Origin of the sequence: uncultured Merdimonas sp. (genome assembly GCF_963929015.1) — a bacterium.
GTDB lineage: Bacteria > Bacillota > Clostridia > Lachnospirales > Lachnospiraceae > Merdimonas.
In genome coordinates, this window is sequence record NZ_CAWVHE010000003.1 from 570,985 (window position 1) to 588,425 (window position 17,441).

17 protein-coding genes are annotated in these 17,441 nt (G+C 49.1%); 16 read left to right on the forward strand and 1 reads right to left on the reverse strand.

Translation table 11 applies throughout. The features are described 5' to 3' along the window. The first annotated feature begins 69 nt into the window (after positions 1-69). The 16 genes from ABGT54_RS03630 to ABGT54_RS03705 all read left to right on the forward strand — a co-directional run bounded on the left by ABGT54_RS03630 (position 70) and on the right by ABGT54_RS03705 (position 17,036). Positions 70-915: a deoxyribonuclease IV gene (locus ABGT54_RS03630; protein WP_346662875.1), complete on the forward strand. Its 846-nt coding sequence runs from the start codon at positions 70-72 to the stop codon at positions 913-915. Positions 916-918: 3 nt separating this feature from the next. Then, positions 919-1,632, forward strand: coding sequence for a tRNA (N6-threonylcarbamoyladenosine(37)-N6)-methyltransferase TrmO (gene tsaA, locus ABGT54_RS03635; protein WP_346662876.1), 714 nt, complete (start codon positions 919-921; stop codon positions 1,630-1,632). 22 nt (positions 1,633-1,654) lie between these two features. After that, positions 1,655-2,167 carry a GNAT family N-acetyltransferase gene (locus ABGT54_RS03640; RefSeq protein WP_204908698.1) on the forward strand — a complete coding sequence of 171 codons (513 nt, stop codon included), beginning with the start codon at positions 1,655-1,657 and terminating at the stop codon, positions 2,165-2,167. Between the two features lie 15 nt (positions 2,168-2,182). After that, positions 2,183-4,093, forward strand: a complete 1,911-nt coding sequence (locus tag ABGT54_RS03645) for a BMP family ABC transporter substrate-binding protein (RefSeq protein WP_346662877.1) — start codon at positions 2,183-2,185, stop codon at positions 4,091-4,093. 12 nt (positions 4,094-4,105) lie between these two features. Next, positions 4,106-4,726, forward strand: coding sequence for a metallophosphoesterase (locus tag ABGT54_RS03650; protein WP_204908696.1), 621 nt, complete (start codon positions 4,106-4,108; stop codon positions 4,724-4,726). Between the two features lie 110 nt (positions 4,727-4,836). Continuing rightward, on the forward strand, positions 4,837-5,136 hold the full coding sequence (locus tag ABGT54_RS03655) for a metal-sensing transcriptional repressor (RefSeq protein ID WP_204908695.1): 300 nt from the start codon (positions 4,837-4,839) through the stop codon (positions 5,134-5,136). A 56-nt stretch (positions 5,137-5,192) separates the two neighbouring features. Further along, a complete protein-coding gene (locus tag ABGT54_RS03660) occupies positions 5,193-7,709 on the forward strand; it encodes a heavy metal translocating P-type ATPase (protein WP_346662878.1) in 2,517 nt (838 codons plus the stop codon). Positions 7,710-7,715: 6 nt separating this feature from the next. Further along, positions 7,716-8,636 carry a tRNA-dihydrouridine synthase family protein gene (locus tag ABGT54_RS03665; RefSeq protein ID WP_346662879.1) on the forward strand — a complete coding sequence of 307 codons (921 nt, stop codon included), beginning with the start codon at positions 7,716-7,718 and terminating at the stop codon, positions 8,634-8,636. Between the two features lie 89 nt (positions 8,637-8,725). Beyond that, positions 8,726-9,217 (forward strand): prolyl-tRNA synthetase associated domain-containing protein, encoded by a 492-nt coding sequence (locus ABGT54_RS03670; RefSeq protein WP_346662880.1) that lies wholly within the window; start codon positions 8,726-8,728, stop codon positions 9,215-9,217. A gap of 40 nt (positions 9,218-9,257) precedes the next feature. After that, a complete protein-coding gene (locus ABGT54_RS03675) occupies positions 9,258-10,205 on the forward strand; it encodes a type II CAAX endopeptidase family protein (protein WP_346662881.1) in 948 nt (315 codons plus the stop codon). Positions 10,206-10,349: 144 nt separating this feature from the next. Continuing rightward, entirely contained in the window at positions 10,350-11,516 is a 1,167-nt protein-coding gene (locus ABGT54_RS03680) for an NlpC/P60 family protein (protein WP_346662882.1), read from the forward strand. 161 nt (positions 11,517-11,677) lie between these two features. Then, entirely contained in the window at positions 11,678-12,925 is a 1,248-nt protein-coding gene (locus ABGT54_RS03685; protein ID WP_346662883.1) for an NlpC/P60 family protein, read from the forward strand. A 155-nt stretch (positions 12,926-13,080) separates the two neighbouring features. Then, the gene (locus tag ABGT54_RS03690; protein WP_346662884.1) at positions 13,081-14,010 is read left to right on the forward strand and encodes a DDE-type integrase/transposase/recombinase; all 930 of its coding nucleotides are present in this window, start codon (positions 13,081-13,083) and stop codon (positions 14,008-14,010) included. A 330-nt stretch (positions 14,011-14,340) separates the two neighbouring features. Continuing rightward, positions 14,341-15,096 (forward strand): 30S ribosomal protein S2, encoded by a 756-nt coding sequence (gene rpsB / locus ABGT54_RS03695; protein ID WP_346662885.1) that lies wholly within the window; start codon positions 14,341-14,343, stop codon positions 15,094-15,096. A 26-nt stretch (positions 15,097-15,122) separates the two neighbouring features. Next, complete coding sequence (tsf, locus tag ABGT54_RS03700) at positions 15,123-16,043, forward strand: translation elongation factor Ts (RefSeq protein WP_346662886.1); 921 nt, start codon at positions 15,123-15,125, stop codon at positions 16,041-16,043. 117 nt (positions 16,044-16,160) lie between these two features. Beyond that, positions 16,161-17,036, forward strand: coding sequence for a DUF368 domain-containing protein (locus tag ABGT54_RS03705; RefSeq protein WP_346662887.1), 876 nt, complete (start codon positions 16,161-16,163; stop codon positions 17,034-17,036). A gap of 92 nt (positions 17,037-17,128) precedes the next feature. Here ABGT54_RS03705 and ABGT54_RS03710 read toward each other — a convergent pair whose 3' ends face one another. Further along, complete coding sequence (locus ABGT54_RS03710) at positions 17,129-17,341, reverse strand: hypothetical protein (RefSeq protein ID WP_346662888.1); 213 nt, start codon at positions 17,339-17,341, stop codon at positions 17,129-17,131. Positions 17,342-17,441 lie beyond the last annotated feature (100 nt).

Here is a 17,441-nt window from a genome sequence, read left to right on the forward strand (position 1 = left end):
TTTTTTGTATAAAATTTGTATTTTAAATTCTGGTGTGGTAGGATACAATGGATTTATGGAGGAAGAACCATGACGTTGACAATCGGAGCACATATGTCCATTGCAGGAGGGCCGGTAAAGGCCGCCAGGAATGTGATCAAAATGCAGGCAAATACCATGCAGTTCTTTAGCAGGAATCCCAGGGGCTCCAGCTATAAGGAATATGAAGAAAAAGAGACCGAAGAATTTCAGAGATTACGGAAGGAGCACGGCTTTGGTCCTCTCCTTGCCCATGCGCCTTATACGATGAATCTGGCAAGCGCAGATCCCAGGACTTATGAGTTCGCCTGCCAGGTGATCCGGGAAGATACGGCAAGGATGGACGCTCTGGAGATCGAGAACCTGGTGTTCCATCCGGGAAGCCACACCGGTATCGGAAAAGAAGCTGGTATCCGGAATATTATCGCCGGTCTTAACCAGGCGATGACCGGACAGGAAAAGATCTGTATTCTCCTGGAGACGATGTCAGGTAAAGGAACGGAGATCGGCGACCGGTTCGAGGAGTTAAGGGAGATCCGGGAAGGTGCGGCTCATCCGGAACGGATCGGCATCTGCCTGGATACCTGCCACGTATTTGCGGCAGGGTATGATATTGTTCATGATCTGGACGGAGTATTGGAAGAGTTTGACCGGGTGCTGGGGCTTGCCCATCTTAAGGCCATTCATCTCAATGACAGCCTGATGCCGTTTGGCTCCCGCAAAGACCGGCATGCGGCCCTGGGAGAGGGAGAGATCGGGATGGAGGCGCTTCTTCGGGTGCTCTGTCATCCGGCGCTTGCGAAACTTCCTTTTTATCTGGAGACTCCTTTTGATGATGCAGGGCATGCGGCTGAGATCAGGAAGATCCGGGAACTTATGGCAGAGCAGGAGAGATAAGATATGGCAGAGCATCAGATCATTGCAAGAATACATACCGGTTTTCCGGAGAAGTTTGGGATTCCCAGACAAAGCGGACTTGCAGATACGAAAGGGAAGATCCTGTTTGAACCGGATTACCGGAATCCGGAAATGTTAAGAGGCATAGAAGGATATTCCCACCTGTGGCTGATCTGGGAGTTTTCCGAAGCTGTGGGAAAAGGGTGGCATCCGACGGTCCGTCCGCCAAGGCTTGGAGGGAACCAGCGGATGGGGGTATTTGCCACCCGGTCGCCGTTTCGGCCGAATCCCATCGGGCTTTCCTGCGTGCGGCTTGAAAAAGTGGAACTGGATGGCCCGGACGGTCCGGTTCTTTACGTAACCGGAGCAGATATGATGAGCGGAACGCCGATCTATGATATAAAGCCTTATCTGCCTTATGTGGACAGCATTCCACAGGCCAGAGGGGGATTTGCGTCCAGGGTAAAGGAATACGCTCTGGAGGTGGAAATCCCCGGGGCATGTCTGGAAAAGATCCCTGTATCAGAGAGGGAGACGCTGCGGCAGATTTTAAGCCAGGATCCAAGGCCCTCTTACCAGGACGATCCGGAGAGAATGTACGGTATGGGATATGCAGGCATGGAAGTGAAGTTTCAGGTAAAGGACGGACGCCTTCTGGTAAGAGACATCGAGACGGCGTCTAAAGATCCGGCGCAGGAAGAAAAGGGAAGGAAATGAGAGATACAGGAGGATGACAGAGATGGAGTTCGTAAAAGCATCCATGAAATATTTGGAGCAGATGTGTGAGATTACCGATCAGGCCAAGAGGCAGCTTGCAGGACTTGGTCTTGACCAGTGGCAGAAGGGGTATCCGTCCAGAGAGGTATGGCTTTCCGATATTGAAGAAGGATGCACTTATCTTGCGGTGGATGAAGAGAAAGTTCTGGGGATCTTTGCGTTTCAGACAACGCCGGATCCTTCTTATGGCGAGATAGAAGGCAAATGGCTGACTGACGGACCTTATGCTTCCATGCACAGGGTCTGTGTGGCGGACGGCTGTAAGGGAAAAGGCGTGGCAGGCCAGATGTTCCGGAAAGGGTTCGCGCTGGCAGAAGAACTTGGATTTCCTGCGGTGAGGATCGATACCCACCCGGGGAACCTGCCTATGCAAAGAGCGCTTGCCAAAGCAGGATTTCTGCCCTGCGGCAACATCCGTCTGGTCGGCGGAACTGAAGACGGAGATCCAAGGATCGCATTTGAAAAAGTATTGTAAAGGAGAACACAGGTTATGGCAATGTCAGATTATGAGAAGGCGTACAGACTTGGAAAAAAAGATTATCAGTACCGTGCGATGCACGGGATGCATCCGACGCTTGAGGTGCTGGACGATGTCCTGCCGCCCAAAGGCTCTTATTCTGAGGTCCCCCTGGGACTGGTGCAGATCCCTCTGGATCAGGTGGTCGGAACCAAAACCAACAGCAGAAGCAATGCGTTTGCCGGCAATTTCATGCCGATCCTGAGAGCGGACACAGAGTTCGCCCACAAATGGGTCAGATTAAGTGTCAGCCATGTCAATGAAGGGATCCATACGCCGATCAAGGCTTATGAATATATGAATAAGTTTTATGTAGAGGAAGGAAACAAACGCGTCAGCGTAATGAAATATTTCGGAGTGGTTTCCTCGCCCGGCATGGTGACCCGCATCGTTCCGAAACGTACGGAAGAGAAAGAAAATAAGCTGTATTATGAGTTTATGGACTTTTATGACCTTTCCAAAGTCAATTTTATCTGGTTCACAAAGCTTGGAAGTTTTGTGAAGTTGCAGGAAGCAGTGGGAAAAGGCCCCGATGAGGAGTGGAGTTATGACGACCGTCTGGATTTCAGTTCCATTTATACCCGGTTTAAGGCAGAATACCAGGATGCGGGAGATCCAATTCCCTCGATCACGGTAGGGGACGCATTTCTGTCTTTTATCACCCTGTATGGCTATCAGGAAGTCTGCGAGAAGACCACAAATGAATTAAAAGAACTGATTTCCAAAAGCTGGGAGGAGTTCAAGCTGTTGTCGGAAGACGAAGAGATTGATCTGAAAATGGATCCCAATACAGAGAAGAAGCCGCTCCTGAGCAGACTTTTGCAGCCCAGCATTACCAGGCTTCAGATCGCCTTCCTCTATGAGAAGACGATCACATCCTCGGCATGGACTTATGCGCACGAACTGGGAAGACTTCACCTGGAACAGACATTTCCGGAGGAGGTCAGCACCTGTTATTATGAAAATGTCACAAAAGATAATATTGACGAGATTCTGGAAGACGCCGTACAAAAAGGCTGTGATATCATCTTTACTACAACGCCGGTGATGGTGCAGGCCAGTGTAAAAGCTGCCATTGCCCATCCGAAGGTGCGGATCCTGAACTGTTCGGTGAATACCATGCACCGGTATATCCGGACCTATTATGCCAGAATGCATGAGGCAAAATTCCTGATGGGCGCTATCGCGGGAGCTATGGCGGAAAACAACCGCCTGTCCTATATTGCCGATTATCCGATCTACGGAACCATCGCCAATATCAATGCATTTGCGCTGGGGGCCCAGATGACAAACCCGCACGCCGAGGTTTATCTGGAGTGGACATCCGTGAAAGATATTGACGTGATGGAAAATGTAAAGCGGACGAACTCCAGTTGTATTTCCGGAAAAGATATGGTGATCCCGGAAGAGGCGTCCCGGTTCTTTGGCATCTATCATCTGGAGAACGGTACGCCCCACAATCTGGCCATGCCGGTATGGCACTGGGGAAAATTCTATGAACAGCTGATTCGGACGATCATGAACGGAACCTGGAGTTATGATGATGATCCGTCTTCCAGCAAGGCCATCAACTACTGGTGGGGCATGACCTCAGGGGTAGTCGATGTGATCTGCTCCCAGAATCTGCCGCTTGGCATGAAGCGTCTGGTACGGGTATTAAAAGGCGCCATCTCCTCTGGAGAATTTAACGTATTCAGCGGAGTGCTGCACTCCCAGAGCGGGATCGTTCAGCCGGATCCTCATAAGGCTCTGTCTCCGGAAGAGATCGTGACCATGGACTGGCTGGCGGATAATGTGATCGGAGAGATCCCGCCCGAGGATAAGCTGGAAGAAGAGTCCAAGGCTGTGGTACAGCAGCAGGGCGTAGAAAAAACGAAAGGTTAATGATGGAAAAGCATGAGAATACTTGCGATCGCAGATGAGGAATCCGCTTATCTGTGGGATTACTTTGAAAAAAGCAAACTGGAGGGGATCGACCTGATCATATCCTGCGGGGATCTGGCTCCGGAGTATCTGTCTTTTCTTGCCACATTTACATCGGCGCCTGTACTGTATGTCCACGGCAATCATGACAGCAAATATGAAAAGCATCCGCCGGAAGGCTGTATCTGCATCGAAGATCAGATCTATGTTTTTCAGGGGATCCGCATTCTCGGGCTTGGCGGATCCATGCGTTACCGCCCGGGAAGCCATCAGTATACCGAAGGGCAGATGCGCGCCCGGATCCGGAAACTCTGGTTCCAGTTATTCCGGCACAGAGGATTTGACATTCTGGTGACCCATGCGCCGGCCTATCAGTTAAACGACGGGCGGGATCTGCCGCATCAGGGATTCCAGGCATTCATCAGCCTGATGGAAAAGTACCGTCCCAGGTTTTTCCTGCACGGGCATGTGCATAAATCATACGGAAGACAGCATAAACGGTATGATAAATACCTGGATACACATGTGATCAATGCTTTTGACCGGTGTGTGTTCGATTATGAAGATGAAAATTTAAAAGAGCATTTATACTAGTTCAAATGGGGACGGGGGATTTTTAAAAATCCCCCGTCCCCATTTGACAAAAAACTGCTTGCAATATACCCCATAAGGGTATATACTTATTTCCGTAAGGAGGAGCGGACATGGAAGAGATGAAATGTATACACGCGAAAAAGGAGCGGTCCGAGGAGGAGTTTAAGGATCTGATCCATCGCCTGAACCGGATTGAAGGACAGGTAAGAGGGATTAAAAGGATGGTGGAGGACGAGGCGTATTGTCCGGATATTCTGATCCAGGTATCTGCAGTGAATTCGGCGCTGAATAGTTTTAGCAAGGTGCTGCTGGGGAATCATATCCGTACCTGTGTGGCCGATGATATCCGAAATGGACAGGAGGAGACGATCGACGAGCTGGTCACGCTTTTGCAGAAGCTGATGAAGTAGGCGGGACCGGATCGGGAAATGATAGAGAGTGAGAAAACGTAAGGAGGTGTAGGGAGATGGAACAATATACTGTAACTGGAATGAGCTGCGCCGCCTGCAGTGCAAGAGTGGAGAAAGCGGTGTCCGGGGTTCCGGGAGTGACATCCTGTTCGGTCAGCCTTCTGACTAATTCAATGGGAGTGGAAGGCACCGCTTCTTCCGGAGATATCATCGCTGCTGTGGAAGCGGCCGGTTATGGAGCGGCGCCAAAAGGAGCCGGAGAAAAGAAAATCGCTGCAAAAGCGGCAGAGGAAGAAGCGCTGAAGGATAAAGAGACGCCGGTATTGAAAAGACGGCTGATCGCATCCCTGTGTTTTTTACTTCCGCTCATGTATGTCTCCATGGGGCATACCATGTGGGGATGGCCGCTGCCTTCCGCCCTGGCGGGAAATCATGTGGCCACGGGCCTTTTCCAGATGTTGTTTGCGGCCATTGTTATGGTGATCAATCAGAAATTTTTCATAAGCGGTTTCCGGAGCATGATCCACAGGGCGCCGAATATGGACGCGCTGGTAGCGCTGGGGTCCGGGGCATCTTTTTTGTATAGCACGTATGTACTGTTTGCAATGACAGGAGCCCAGATGCAGATGGATCATGAAAAAGTCATGTCCTATATGCATGATCTGTATTTTGAATCAGCGGCCATGATCCTGACTCTGATCACGGTGGGAAAGATGCTGGAAGCGCGGTCAAAAGGGAAAACCACAGATGCGCTGAAAGGACTGATGCGTCTTTCCCCAAAGACTGCAGTGGTGGAACGGGACGGAAAAGAACAGGAGACAGCTGTCGAAGAAGTACGGATCGGAGATGTCTTTTTGGTACGGCCCGGAGAACAGATACCTGTAGACGGACGGGTCGTGGAAGGACACAGCGCGGTGAATGAGTCGGCACTGACAGGAGAAAGTGTGCCGGTTGATAAAGAAGCTGGAGATCTGGTGTCAGCGGCTACGCTTAACCAGTCCGGGTTTCTGCGGTGTACGGCTGTCCGTGTGGGAGAAGACACCACATTGTCTCAGATCATTCAGATGGTCAGTGATGCGGCGGCCACCAAAGCGCCCATTGCAAAGATCGCGGATCGGGTGTCCGGCGTCTTTGTACCGGTGGTGATCGGTCTTGCACTGGCAACGCTTGCCGTGTGGCTGGCAGCCGGACAAAGCGTTGGATTTGCAGTGGCAAGAGCTGTCTCTGTGCTGGTGATCAGCTGCCCCTGCGCGCTGGGGCTTGCCACGCCGGTGGCGATCATGGTAGGGAACGGAATGGGGGCAAAGAACGGCATCCTTTTTAAAACAGCGGTTTCTCTGGAGGAAGCAGGGAAAATAACGACAGCTGTTCTGGATAAGACGGGGACCATTACAAGCGGCGAACCCAAAGTGACCGACATCCTGCCTGCAGAAGGGGTGACAGAGGAAGCACTTTTGGCAGACGCTTTTGCGCTGGAGAAAAAAAGTGAGCATCCGCTTGCCGGCGCGATTCTTTCCTTGAGCGGATCCCGCAGTTTTCCCATCCGGGAGGTCGCAGATTTCCGGGCGGTTCCGGGAAATGGATTGTCCGGCGTCCTGGACGGGGCAGAGCTTTGTGGAGGGAATCTTGCTTTTATCCGCCGTCAGGCAGAAGTGCCCGGCAATCTGGAACGGATGGCAGAAAGACTTGCCGAAGAAGGAAAGACGCCCCTGTTTTTCGCCAGAGAGGGCCGGATCACGGGAATTATTGCAGTGGCCGATGTGATCAAAGAAGACAGTCCCCGCGCGGTAAAGGAGCTTCAGAACATGGGGATCCATGTGGTAATGCTGACAGGAGACAACGAGCGCACGGCCCGGGCCATTGGTCGCCAGGCCGGTGTAGATGAAGTGATTGCCGGCGTGCTTCCGGACGGAAAAGAAGCGGTGATCCGAAGGCTTAAGAAAAAAGGCAGGGTGGCCATGGTGGGAGACGGCATCAATGACGCGCCTGCTCTTACCAGAGCAGATACCGGTATTGCCATCGGAGCAGGAGCGGACATAGCGATTGACGCGGCGGATATCGTGCTGATGAAGAGCCGGTTAAGCGATGTGCCGGCAGCCATTCGCTTAAGCAGGGCCACACTTCGGAATATCCATGAAAATCTGTTCTGGGCGTTTTTCTATAATGTAGTCGGCATTCCGCTGGCTGCCGGACTTTGGTTCCCGCTGTTTGGCTGGAAACTGAATCCTATGTTTGGGGCTGCGGCTATGAGTCTGTCCAGTTTCTGCGTAGTCAGCAATGCGCTGCGGCTGAACTGGTTCCGGGTGCATGACGCATCCAGGGATAAAAAGAGAAAAGAAAAGTATCATAAGGAGGAGAAGACAATGGAAAAAACTATGAAAATCGAAGGAATGATGTGCGGGCACTGTGAGGCAAGAGTAAAAAAATGCCTGGAGGCTCTGCCGGGCGTGGAGGAAGCTTCTGTCAGTCATGAAGCCGGAACGGCAGTGGTAACATTAAGCGGGGACGTTTCGGATGAAGTTCTGAAAAAGACAGTAGAGGATCAGGATTATCAGGTGCTTGATATCCGGTAAAAAGTGATGAAGTATTATCTGGCCCCACTGGAGGGAATCACCACCTATGTTTACCGGAGAGCGTATCATACGTTTTTTCATCCCCTTGATAAATATTTCACCCCTTTCTTTGTACCGCACACGAAACGGGGATTGAATGAAAGAGAAAAAAACGAGATCCTTCCGGAGCACAATCCGGGAATGCGTCTGATTCCCCAGATCATGTCCAATGATGCAGACGGTTTTCTTAGAACCGAAGAAAAACTGCGGGAGTACGGCTATGAAGAGATCAATCTGAATCTGGGGTGTCCGTCAAAGACCGTGGTAAACAAGCATCGGGGAAGCGGATTCCTGGCAGTTCCCGGGGAGCTGGACCGCTTTCTTTTTAAGGTCTACAGCCGGACAAAGGCAAAAATCTCCATCAAGACCAGACTTGGAAAATACGATCCGGAGGAGTTTGTACGCATTCTTGAGATCTATAATCAATACCCGGTTGAAGAACTGATCATCCATCCCAGGGTGCAGCAGGATTTTTACCGGAACTCCCCGGATCTGGAGGCGTTCCGGCAGGCGCTCGGATCTGCCAGGATCCCGGTCTGCTACAACGGCGATATTTTTACGGTGGCAGATGAAAGAGCGCTGGAAGCAAAATTCCCCGAGCTCTCTTGTGTGATGCTGGGAAGAGGAGTCATAAGGAATCCGGGGCTTCCCGGGGAACTGAAAGGAGAGGAAGAAGTCTCTTTACACACGCTAGAGAGATTTCTGGACAAAATTCTGGAGGATTATCGGGAAATCTGCAGGGAAGACAACCATGCACTTTTTAAAGTCAAGGAGTTGTGGGCGTATATGGGAAGCATGTTTCCAGAGAAAAAAACAGTTCTGGAAAAGATCCGCAAGTCGGAGTCGATTTTAAATTATCAGGAGGCTGTAAAAGAGATCCTTACATAAAGGGTCTCTTTTTTACGGCTTTACATTTTTGGTACGCTGCACTATAATATAAGGAAATTTAGTTTCCGGACAGAAAGGAGAAAGGCGCCATGGAAGATCAGAAGCAAAGAGTTTATGACGCATTAGATAAGTTAAATATCAAATATGAGGTGGTGGAACATGAACCGGTCCACACCATGGAAGATATGGACAGGCTGGGACTTCCGCAGAAAGGAACCTTATGTAAAAATCTTTTTCTGAGGGATTCCAAGGGGAAACGCCATTTTCTGGTGACCTGCGAGGAGAGTAAGAAAGTGGATCTGAAGGCTCTCGGACGCCAGCTTGGGGGAGGAAACTTAAGTTTCGCCTCAGAGGAAAGGCTGGAAAAGTATCTGGGCCTTAAGCAGGGAAGTGTATCTCCCTTTGGGCTGATGAATGATACGGATCACCAGGTAGAGTTTTTTATTGATAAAGATTTAAGCAGATGTAAAAGTCTTGGCATCCACCCGCTGGAGAATACAGCAACTGTTTTCCTGTCCTACAAAGACCTGGACAAATTTTTGTGGGATCTGGATGTGGATGTGATCAAGATTAAGATTTAGACAGGATACAGACAGAAAGAAAAAGAAAGAGAGGACCGATATGGAACAACAGCAGGGAGATCCAAGGCCGCCATTCCCGCCGGAAAATTACGGGAAGAGAATGTGGCAGCTTTGGGGGCCGATTCTGATTAAATGGGGGATAGAGTTTCTGGTGTCTATCGTGGCGATGACATTTCTGGCAATGGCTTATCAGTTTGCCGACCCGGAGGCTTTTCTGGAAGCCCTTGACAGCGAAGAGGCCATGATCCGGCTCTATGACCAGCTGATTACCCGGTTTCTGGAAGCCGGGACACTGATCCAGGGAGCAACGTCTCTGGTGATCATTCCCGTCATGTGGATCTTTTTCCACAGGGATCGGGTGAAAGAAAAAATGTATGGAGTGATTCCGAACAAAAAAGCTCCGGCCTGGAAATACGCAGCGGTGGTTCTGATGTCTCTGGCCTTATGCCTGGGGTTGAATAACCTGATCAATATCGGGAATCTTGTCGTGGTGGATGAAGTCTATGCAGAAACAATGGAAGCCATGTACTCGGCGGCGTTTCCGCTGCAGGTTCTCTGTCTTGGCGTTCTGGTGCCAATCAGTGAGGAGCTTTTGTTCCGTGGCCTTTTATTCCGCAGATTAAGAGAAAGAGGCACATTTTTGCAGGCAGCCTTCTATTCCGCAGTGGTGTTTGGACTGATGCACATGAACATGGTGCAGATGATCTACGGGTTCATCCTCGGAATGATGCTTGCTTATGTATATGAGAAATACGGTTCTGTAAAAGCGCCGGTCCTGGCACATGCGACGATGAATCTTCTGTCTGTGACTGCGACACAGATCGGGCTGATGGACTGGTTGATGGCGGATATTATGCGGATCGGTACGGTGACCGTTCTTTGCGCGTCAGTGGCTGCCAGTATGTTTGTGTTTATGCAGCGGATTGATGAAAAACCGGATCTGCCGGGCAAAAATGATAATAATGATGAAAAACTGACAGCTTTTTAGGCTGTCAGTTTTAAAATGTTACAAATTTATTAAAAAATGTTGCAAAACGATTTTTCGTGGTTTATAATGGCCTCTAGAACAAGAAGTATCATGTCAAAATGAGGGGAACTGAAGTATAATATAATGCGAGAAGGAAGGTTATTTATGAAAAAATTTGGAATCAGACTGCTGACAGCGGTAGCTGCAGGTTCAATGATCGTGACGCCGGTTATGGCGGCGCCTTCTGTGGACGGTTTAAAAGAAGACAAAGCGGCCGCGCAAAGCCAGGTATCTTCTCTGGAGAGTCAGCTTACCGAACTTCTTTCCAAAGCCGGAGAGCTGGAAGAGGATCTGATCGCTACCGGCGAAGAGATCATTAAGGCGAAGGATGATCTGAAGGCTGCAGAGAAAAAAGAAAAGAAGCAGTATGAGGATATGAAGCTTCGGATTAAATACATGTATGAGCAGGGAGACGCCAGCCTTCTGGAATCACTGATTTCATCCGAAAGCTTTTCCGATCTGATCAATAAAGCAGAATATATCCAGAATGTACATAACTACGACCGCAAGATGCTGGACGAGTATGTTGCGACAACAGAAAAGATAGAAACCCTGAAGACCACTCTGGAAGAAGAACAAAAAGAGATGGAATCTCTGCAGACAGAGTATGAAGCGCAGGAGCAGGAGCTGAATGAGACCATTGAGTCCAAGAAGGATGAGGTGGCAAATCTGGATGCTCAGATCCAGGCGGCTGCAGAAGCGGCGGCAAGAGAGGCGGCAGAGCGTCAGGCTGCAGAAGAGGCGGCCCGGGCAGCGGCGTCAGGCGGTCAGAATGACGACAGCAATGGCGGCAATCAAACCGGTAATAATGGCGGGACAACTGCCGGAAACGGCGGAGCGGCTTCCAATACAGGCGGAACTTCCAATACAGGCGGAACTTCCAATACAGGCGGATCCTCAAACAGTGGAGGAGGCAGCACCAGTGGTTCTACCGGAAATACCTCCGCGGCGCAGGCAATTGTAAATGCGGCATACAGTCAGCTGGGTGTTCCTTATGTTTACGGAGGAAGCACACCGTACAAGCAGTTTGACTGTTCCGGACTTACCCAGTACTGCCACAGCGTTGCAGGTATCAGCATTGCCCGTACTTCACAGGCGCAGGGCGGCGGCGGAAAAGCCGTCAGCAACCCACAGCCCGGCGACCTGGTATGCTACGGTACGCATGTAGGGATTTACATTGGCGGCGGACAGATGATCCACGCGCCTCATACCGGCGATGTGGTCCGGGTTGCAAGCGTGTACGGATCTCCGTGGTATCGGCGCTATTGGTAAAAAAGTCGGTTGCTGCAGAAATATTTTAGAAATTTATAGAAAAACAGAATAATTTATTGAAATACGGAGATAAGTGTAGTATTCTGACCTTAAGATATGCTGGGGAGCATAGATAATACTTGTGACGGAAAGAAGCAAGAATAATAAGAGTGGGTGAGAATATGAAGAAAAAGTATGTAAGTGCGCTCATTACAGTTCTTGTAATGAGCGTTTCTTTTGGAATGCAGGGAATGGCCGCTCCAAAGGATCAGAATGTGGAAGCGCTGGAGACGCAGAAAGCCCAGGTGGAAAGTGAAGCCGCCAATGTTCAGCAGCAGCTGGTGGGGCTTTTACTTCAGTACAACGCGCTGCAGCTGGATATTGAAAATCAGAAAGCGCGGGTGGGACAGGCAGCCAAGGATCTGAAAGCTGCGGAAGAAAAAGAGCAGCAGCAGTATCAGGATATGAAAAAAAGGATCCGGTATATCTATGAGGCAGGAGATGCTTCTTTTATAGAAACACTGGTAAGTGCGAAGTCTTTTACGGATCTGATCAATAAGGCGGAGTATATCCAGAATATACATAGTTACGACAGGACACAGCTTAAAGAGTATGTAAAAGCAAAGGAAGAAGTGGCGGAAAAGAAGCTGGAACTGGAAGCCGGACAGGCAGATATGGAACAGATGTCTCAGGATATGGGACGGCAGCAGACGCAGCTTCAGGGGACGCTGGATACGATGAGAAGCCAGATCGCGGACTTTGACAGTCAGCTGGAAAGCGCCAGGGCTACAGTTGCAGAACAGCTGACCCAGCTTACGGAAGCTACAGAAAATATGATTGGTTCTGCGGAAGAAAAGAATCCGGAGGATGGACAGGAAGAGGATCAGACACCGGCGCCTCCGGCAAATAGTGAAAACAATAATGGCGGCGGTACCAGTAAGCCATCTGGCGGAAGTACCGGTAATAAGCCATCCGGCGGCGGAGCCAGCAAGCCCTCCGGCGGCAACAGCACACCATCCGGCGGCAACAGTACACCATCCGGAGGCGGAACTGCTTCTACGCCGGACAACGCCTCACTGGGACAGCAGATTGCGGATAAGGCATGCCAGTATGTAGGCAATCCTTATAAATACGGCGGTACCAGCCTGACCAATGGCGCGGACTGTTCCGGTTTTGTAATGTCTGTGCATGCGCTGTTCGGTATCTCTACACCAAGAGATTCCTGGGGACAGCTTGGAGGAGGAAAAGCGGTGAATTATTCTGATATGCTGCCAGGGGATGTGATCGTATACAGCAATCATGTAGCAATCTATATTGGCGGGAATCAGATCGTACACGCCTCCAACAGCGCGCCCTATCCGACAGGCGGCATTAAGATCAGTACACCTCCGAATTACCGGACGGTTCTGGGAGTGAGGAGATACTGGTAAGATTCAGAAAAGACAGTTAAAGACATAGCGTAAACTTTCAGGTAAAATGTTGGGGTACAATAGATAGGTAACAAAATAAAAACAAGGACCCACCTTGATGTGATATATTGGAATTGTCGAGAAACCAATAGTCCGATCAAAAGGAGAATCCTTGTATGTCGAGTTTATCACACCCCAAATATCAGCGTCAACGTATTGTTAAATATGCTCAGAATCATTCTGTAACAGAAACGGCGATCCGTTATAAAGTAAGCCGAAAAACGGTCTACAAATGGCTTTCTCGATACGATGGGACAACAGCCAGTCTGGAAGATCGCAGCCACAGGCCTAAAACATCGCCAAAAAGTCATACAGAGCTGGAACTACGGCAAATCCGGCGCCGCCTAAAAAAATATAAATGGACAGACCTGATCCTGGCATATCAGGAACTGGTAGAAAAAGATGGGTATAGGCGCAGCTACGGGGGATTTAAACGAGTCGCTGCCCGGCTGAAAGCCTTGAAACCAGTGAAAAAGAAGAAAAAGAAACGAAAGATCAAGCCTTATCAGCGTGCAGATTACCCAGGGCAGAAAATACAGATAGATGTGAAGTATGTTCCTTCCTATTGCGTGACAGATGGCAGGAAATACTATCAATATACAGCGGTAGACGAATGTAGCAGATGGACTTATCGGGAAATGTATGATGAACACAGTACCTATAGTTCCAGAGATTTCCTGGTGAAGCTAATCAAACATGCCCCTTTTCCAATCCGGGAAGTGCAGACGGATAACGGATCGGAGTTCACCAATCGGCTGTTGGTAATTAAAAGTACGCATTTAACAATGTTTGAAGAGGCACTTAAGGAGTTGGAAATCCTGTATCACCGGATTCAGATCGCAACGCCGCGACACAACGGGAAAGTGGAACGGCAGCATCGAACAGATGAAGCAAGGTTCTATAAAAAAATGCGTATGTATAATCTGGAAGATGGGAGAAAACAGCTAGCCGTATATCAGAAGAAATCAAACACTTATATCAAAACCTGTTTAGGAATGAGAAGTCCGAATACGATAGTAAGAATGTATCAGGGAGTTATGTTTTAAAGCAGACAAGGGCGACAGCAAAGGATGCTGCCGCCGCACACCATTATATCACAAAGGAATGTCAAGGTCAGGTAGTATTCCCTGCGGGAATCTCCACCTTACCCTTGACATTCCTTTCGGGGTGAAGTGTTACCAATCATTGACACCTATACACATAGCGTAAACTTTCAGGTAAAAAGCCTTGCATATGCAGGGCTTTTATGCTATCATAAAAAAGTCGCAAAAAAACACGCACATGTTTGCCCAAGACGGTGCCAAAGCCTGGAAACAGGACGGTTTCAAGGGTTTACACAGGTGCGGAAGTAAAAAAACCAAATGGAGGAAAGACACATGAGCGTAATTTCAATGAAGCAGCTTTTAGAAGCAGGTGTTCATTTTGGACATCAGACAAGAAGATGGAACCCTAAGATGGCTCCGTACATCTACACAGAGAGAAACGGTATCTATATCATCGACCTGCAGAAGTCTGTGGGAAAGGTTGACGAGGCTTACCAGGCAGTATCTGATATTGCTGCTGACGGCGGCACCATCCTGTTTGTAGGAACCAAGAAGCAGGCACAGGACGCCATCAAGACAGAGGCAGAGCGCTGCGGAATGTTTTATGTAAACGAAAGATGGCTGGGCGGAATGCTGACCAACTTCAAGACCATCAAGAGCAGAGTTGCCCGCTTAAAAGAGATTGAAAGAATGTCTGAAGACGGAACCTTTGACGTACTGCCGAAGAAAGAAGTGATCCAGTTAAAGAAAGAGTGGGAAAAGCTGGAGAAGAACCTGGGCGGTATCAAGGAAATGAAGAGACTTCCGGATGCTATTTTCGTAGTAGATCCGAAGAAAGAGAGAATCTGCGTACAGGAGGCACATACTCTGGGAATCCCGTTGATCGGTATTGCAGACACCAACTGTGATCCGGAAGAACTGGATTATGTGATCCCGGGAAATGACGATGCGATCCGTGCGGTTAAACTGATCGTTTCCAAGATGGCAGACGCTGTAGTAGAAGCAAACCAGGGAATGACCGGTGAAGAAGAGGTTGTTTACGAGGATGCCGCAGAGGAAGTATCTGAGACAGAAGCTGCAGAAGAGTAAGATTCGATATTGTGGAGGAAAATAAGATGGCAGTTACAGCTAGTATGGTAAAAGAGTTAAGAGAATTAACCGGCGCAGGAATGATGGACTGCAAAAAGGCTTTAAATGAGACAGACGGCGATATGGACGCAGCAATTGAATACCTGAGAAAGAACGGCGAGGCAAAGGCTGTTAAGAAAGCCGGAAGAATCGCAGCAGAAGGACTGGTTATGGCTGAGGTAAAAGAAGACAAGACCGCAGCAATCGTAGAAGTGAACTCCGAGACAGACTTCGTTGCAAAGAATGCTGATTTCCAGGCATTCGTAAAGGCTGTGACCGAGCAGGCAATGGCTACAGAAGCAAAAGATATGGATGCTTTTATGGCAGAGCCCTGGATCGAGGACAGCACTAAGACTGTACACGATGCTCTGACAGAGAAGATTGCCGTAATCGGTGAGAAGTTAAGCATCCGCAGATTTGAAAAGATCGTTTCTGACGGCTGCGTGGTAGCGTATATTCACGGCGGCGGACGGATCGGCGTTCTGGTAGAGGCCGAGACAGACGTAGTAAACGATGAGATCAGAAAGTGCCTGAAGAACGTGGCAATGCAGGTGGCAGCTATGTCTCCGAAGTATGTATCCCGTGAGGAAGTATCACAGGAATTCATGGATCATGAAAAAGAGATCCTGCTTGCACAGGCTAAGACTGAAAATCCGGACAAGCCGGAGAATATCATCGAGAAGATGATCATCGGACGTCTGAACAAAGAGCTCAAAGAGATCTGTCTGTTAGATCAGGTATATGTACAGGACAGCGAGCTGACCGTATCCAAGTATGTGGCCAAGGTTGCAAAAGAAAACGGCGCGAACATGACTGTTAAGAAGTTCTTCCGCTTTGAGACCGGAGAAGGTATTGAGAAGAAGGTTGACGACTTTGCGGCAGAGGTTGCAGCACAGGCAGGTATGTAAGCGTTTTGCAAAGATGTAACAGATAAAAAAAGACAGGGACCGGCGCAGAGTTTACTCGTGGCCGGTTCCATTTTTGTGCCTGCAAAAAGATGCAGGACGACAAGTACAGGAGGTATTATGTTAAGAGAAGGAATAAACGGGTTTTGTATGGCCCTTGCCGACAGCGTGCCGGGGGTGTCCGGGGGAACCGTAGCATTTATCATGGGATTCTATGACCGGTTCATCGGATCCATCCATAATCTGGCATTTGGGAAAATGAAGGAAAAAAAGACGGCGCTGAGATACCTGATCAAACTGGGGATCGGATGGGCGGTCGGAATGATCCTTGCCGTTTTGATCCTTTCAGCATTGTTTGAGAGCCATATTTATATCGTCAGCTCTGTATTTATCGGGTTTATTGCGGGCGCCATCCCGCTGATCATGCTGGAAGAGAAGGAGTGTTTGAAAAGTGTGGTAAAAGGAATCCTGTTCTGCCTGCTTGGGATCGTCCTGGTAGCCGGGATCACCTGGCTGAATGGCCGGATCACGGGAGGATCCATGAATCTGGCGCATTTTTCTCTTGGGACAGGGATCCGTCTGTTCTTTATCGGAATGATCGCCATTTCCGCCATGTTCCTTCCGGGAATTTCCGGATCCACGCTTTTGCTGGTGTTTGGAGCCTACATTCCAGTGATCACGGCTGTCCGGGGCGTGCTGTCCTTTGATCTGGCTTATGTGCCGTGTCTGATCTTTTTCGGCTGCGGCATCCTGACCGGTGCAGTGACAGTTGTCAAGATTATCAAAGTGTGTCTGGAAAAATTTCGGACGCAGACCGTTTATGCTATTATCGGTATGATGATCGGCTCATTTTACGCAATTGTAATGGGACCGACTACACTGGAAACGCCGCAGAAGGCGATGACCCTCGGAACATTCAGTGTGATAGCCGCGGTCATTGGCGTGGCGCTTGTACTGGGCATGCAGCTCATCAAAGAAAAAGGAACGTCCAGATAGTTTTTTATAAAACAGAAAAAGAGAAAAGGGAGAAGAGAAAGAAGGGGCAGGCGATCGTTTGTGAGATCACCTGCCCCGGCATGTCTGCTGTTTTATTCTTCTTCGTCCAGCCAGTATTCTTCATCTGTCTGATGGTAGGTATTGCCATTGTTGCATCCGCATGCTATTCCTTTTTTGACCGGGGAAAGGAGAAATCCTTTTATGACGCCAAGAAGCAGGCAGCAGACAATGATCAGGATCTTTTCTGCGGGCGTCCAGTCTCGTTCAAAGAAATCTTTGATGTTTTCCCAGAGTGTTTTCATCATGTGTGACCTCCTTATTAATTTTATACTTTCTGTAACAGATATTTTATTTATTATAAAATATTCAGGAAAAAAAGAAAAGGAGAAAATGCAAAAGGTTGAC

Coding starts and splice junctions, on each gene's coding strand:
- ABGT54_RS03630 (WP_346662875.1), top strand. CDS start 70: ATGACGTTGACAATCGGAGCACATATGTCCATTGCAGGAGGGCCGGTA.
- tsaA (WP_346662876.1), top strand. CDS start 919: ATGGCAGAGCATCAGATCATTGCAAGAATACATACCGGTTTTCCGGAG.
- ABGT54_RS03640 (WP_204908698.1), top strand. CDS start 1,655: ATGGAGTTCGTAAAAGCATCCATGAAATATTTGGAGCAGATGTGTGAG.
- ABGT54_RS03645 (WP_346662877.1), top strand. CDS start 2,183: ATGGCAATGTCAGATTATGAGAAGGCGTACAGACTTGGAAAAAAAGAT.
- ABGT54_RS03650 (WP_204908696.1), top strand. CDS start 4,106: ATGAGAATACTTGCGATCGCAGATGAGGAATCCGCTTATCTGTGGGAT.
- ABGT54_RS03655 (WP_204908695.1), top strand. CDS start 4,837: ATGGAAGAGATGAAATGTATACACGCGAAAAAGGAGCGGTCCGAGGAG.
- ABGT54_RS03660 (WP_346662878.1), top strand. CDS start 5,193: ATGGAACAATATACTGTAACTGGAATGAGCTGCGCCGCCTGCAGTGCA.
- ABGT54_RS03665 (WP_346662879.1), top strand. CDS start 7,716: ATGAAGTATTATCTGGCCCCACTGGAGGGAATCACCACCTATGTTTAC.
- ABGT54_RS03670 (WP_346662880.1), top strand. CDS start 8,726: ATGGAAGATCAGAAGCAAAGAGTTTATGACGCATTAGATAAGTTAAAT.
- ABGT54_RS03675 (WP_346662881.1), top strand. CDS start 9,258: ATGGAACAACAGCAGGGAGATCCAAGGCCGCCATTCCCGCCGGAAAAT.
- ABGT54_RS03680 (WP_346662882.1), top strand. CDS start 10,350: ATGAAAAAATTTGGAATCAGACTGCTGACAGCGGTAGCTGCAGGTTCA.
- ABGT54_RS03685 (WP_346662883.1), top strand. CDS start 11,678: ATGAAGAAAAAGTATGTAAGTGCGCTCATTACAGTTCTTGTAATGAGC.
- ABGT54_RS03690 (WP_346662884.1), top strand. CDS start 13,081: ATGTCGAGTTTATCACACCCCAAATATCAGCGTCAACGTATTGTTAAA.
- rpsB (WP_346662885.1), top strand. CDS start 14,341: ATGAGCGTAATTTCAATGAAGCAGCTTTTAGAAGCAGGTGTTCATTTT.
- tsf (WP_346662886.1), top strand. CDS start 15,123: ATGGCAGTTACAGCTAGTATGGTAAAAGAGTTAAGAGAATTAACCGGC.
- ABGT54_RS03705 (WP_346662887.1), top strand. CDS start 16,161: ATGTTAAGAGAAGGAATAAACGGGTTTTGTATGGCCCTTGCCGACAGC.
- ABGT54_RS03710 (WP_346662888.1), bottom strand. CDS start 17,341: ATGATGAAAACACTCTGGGAAAACATCAAAGATTTCTTTGAACGAGAC.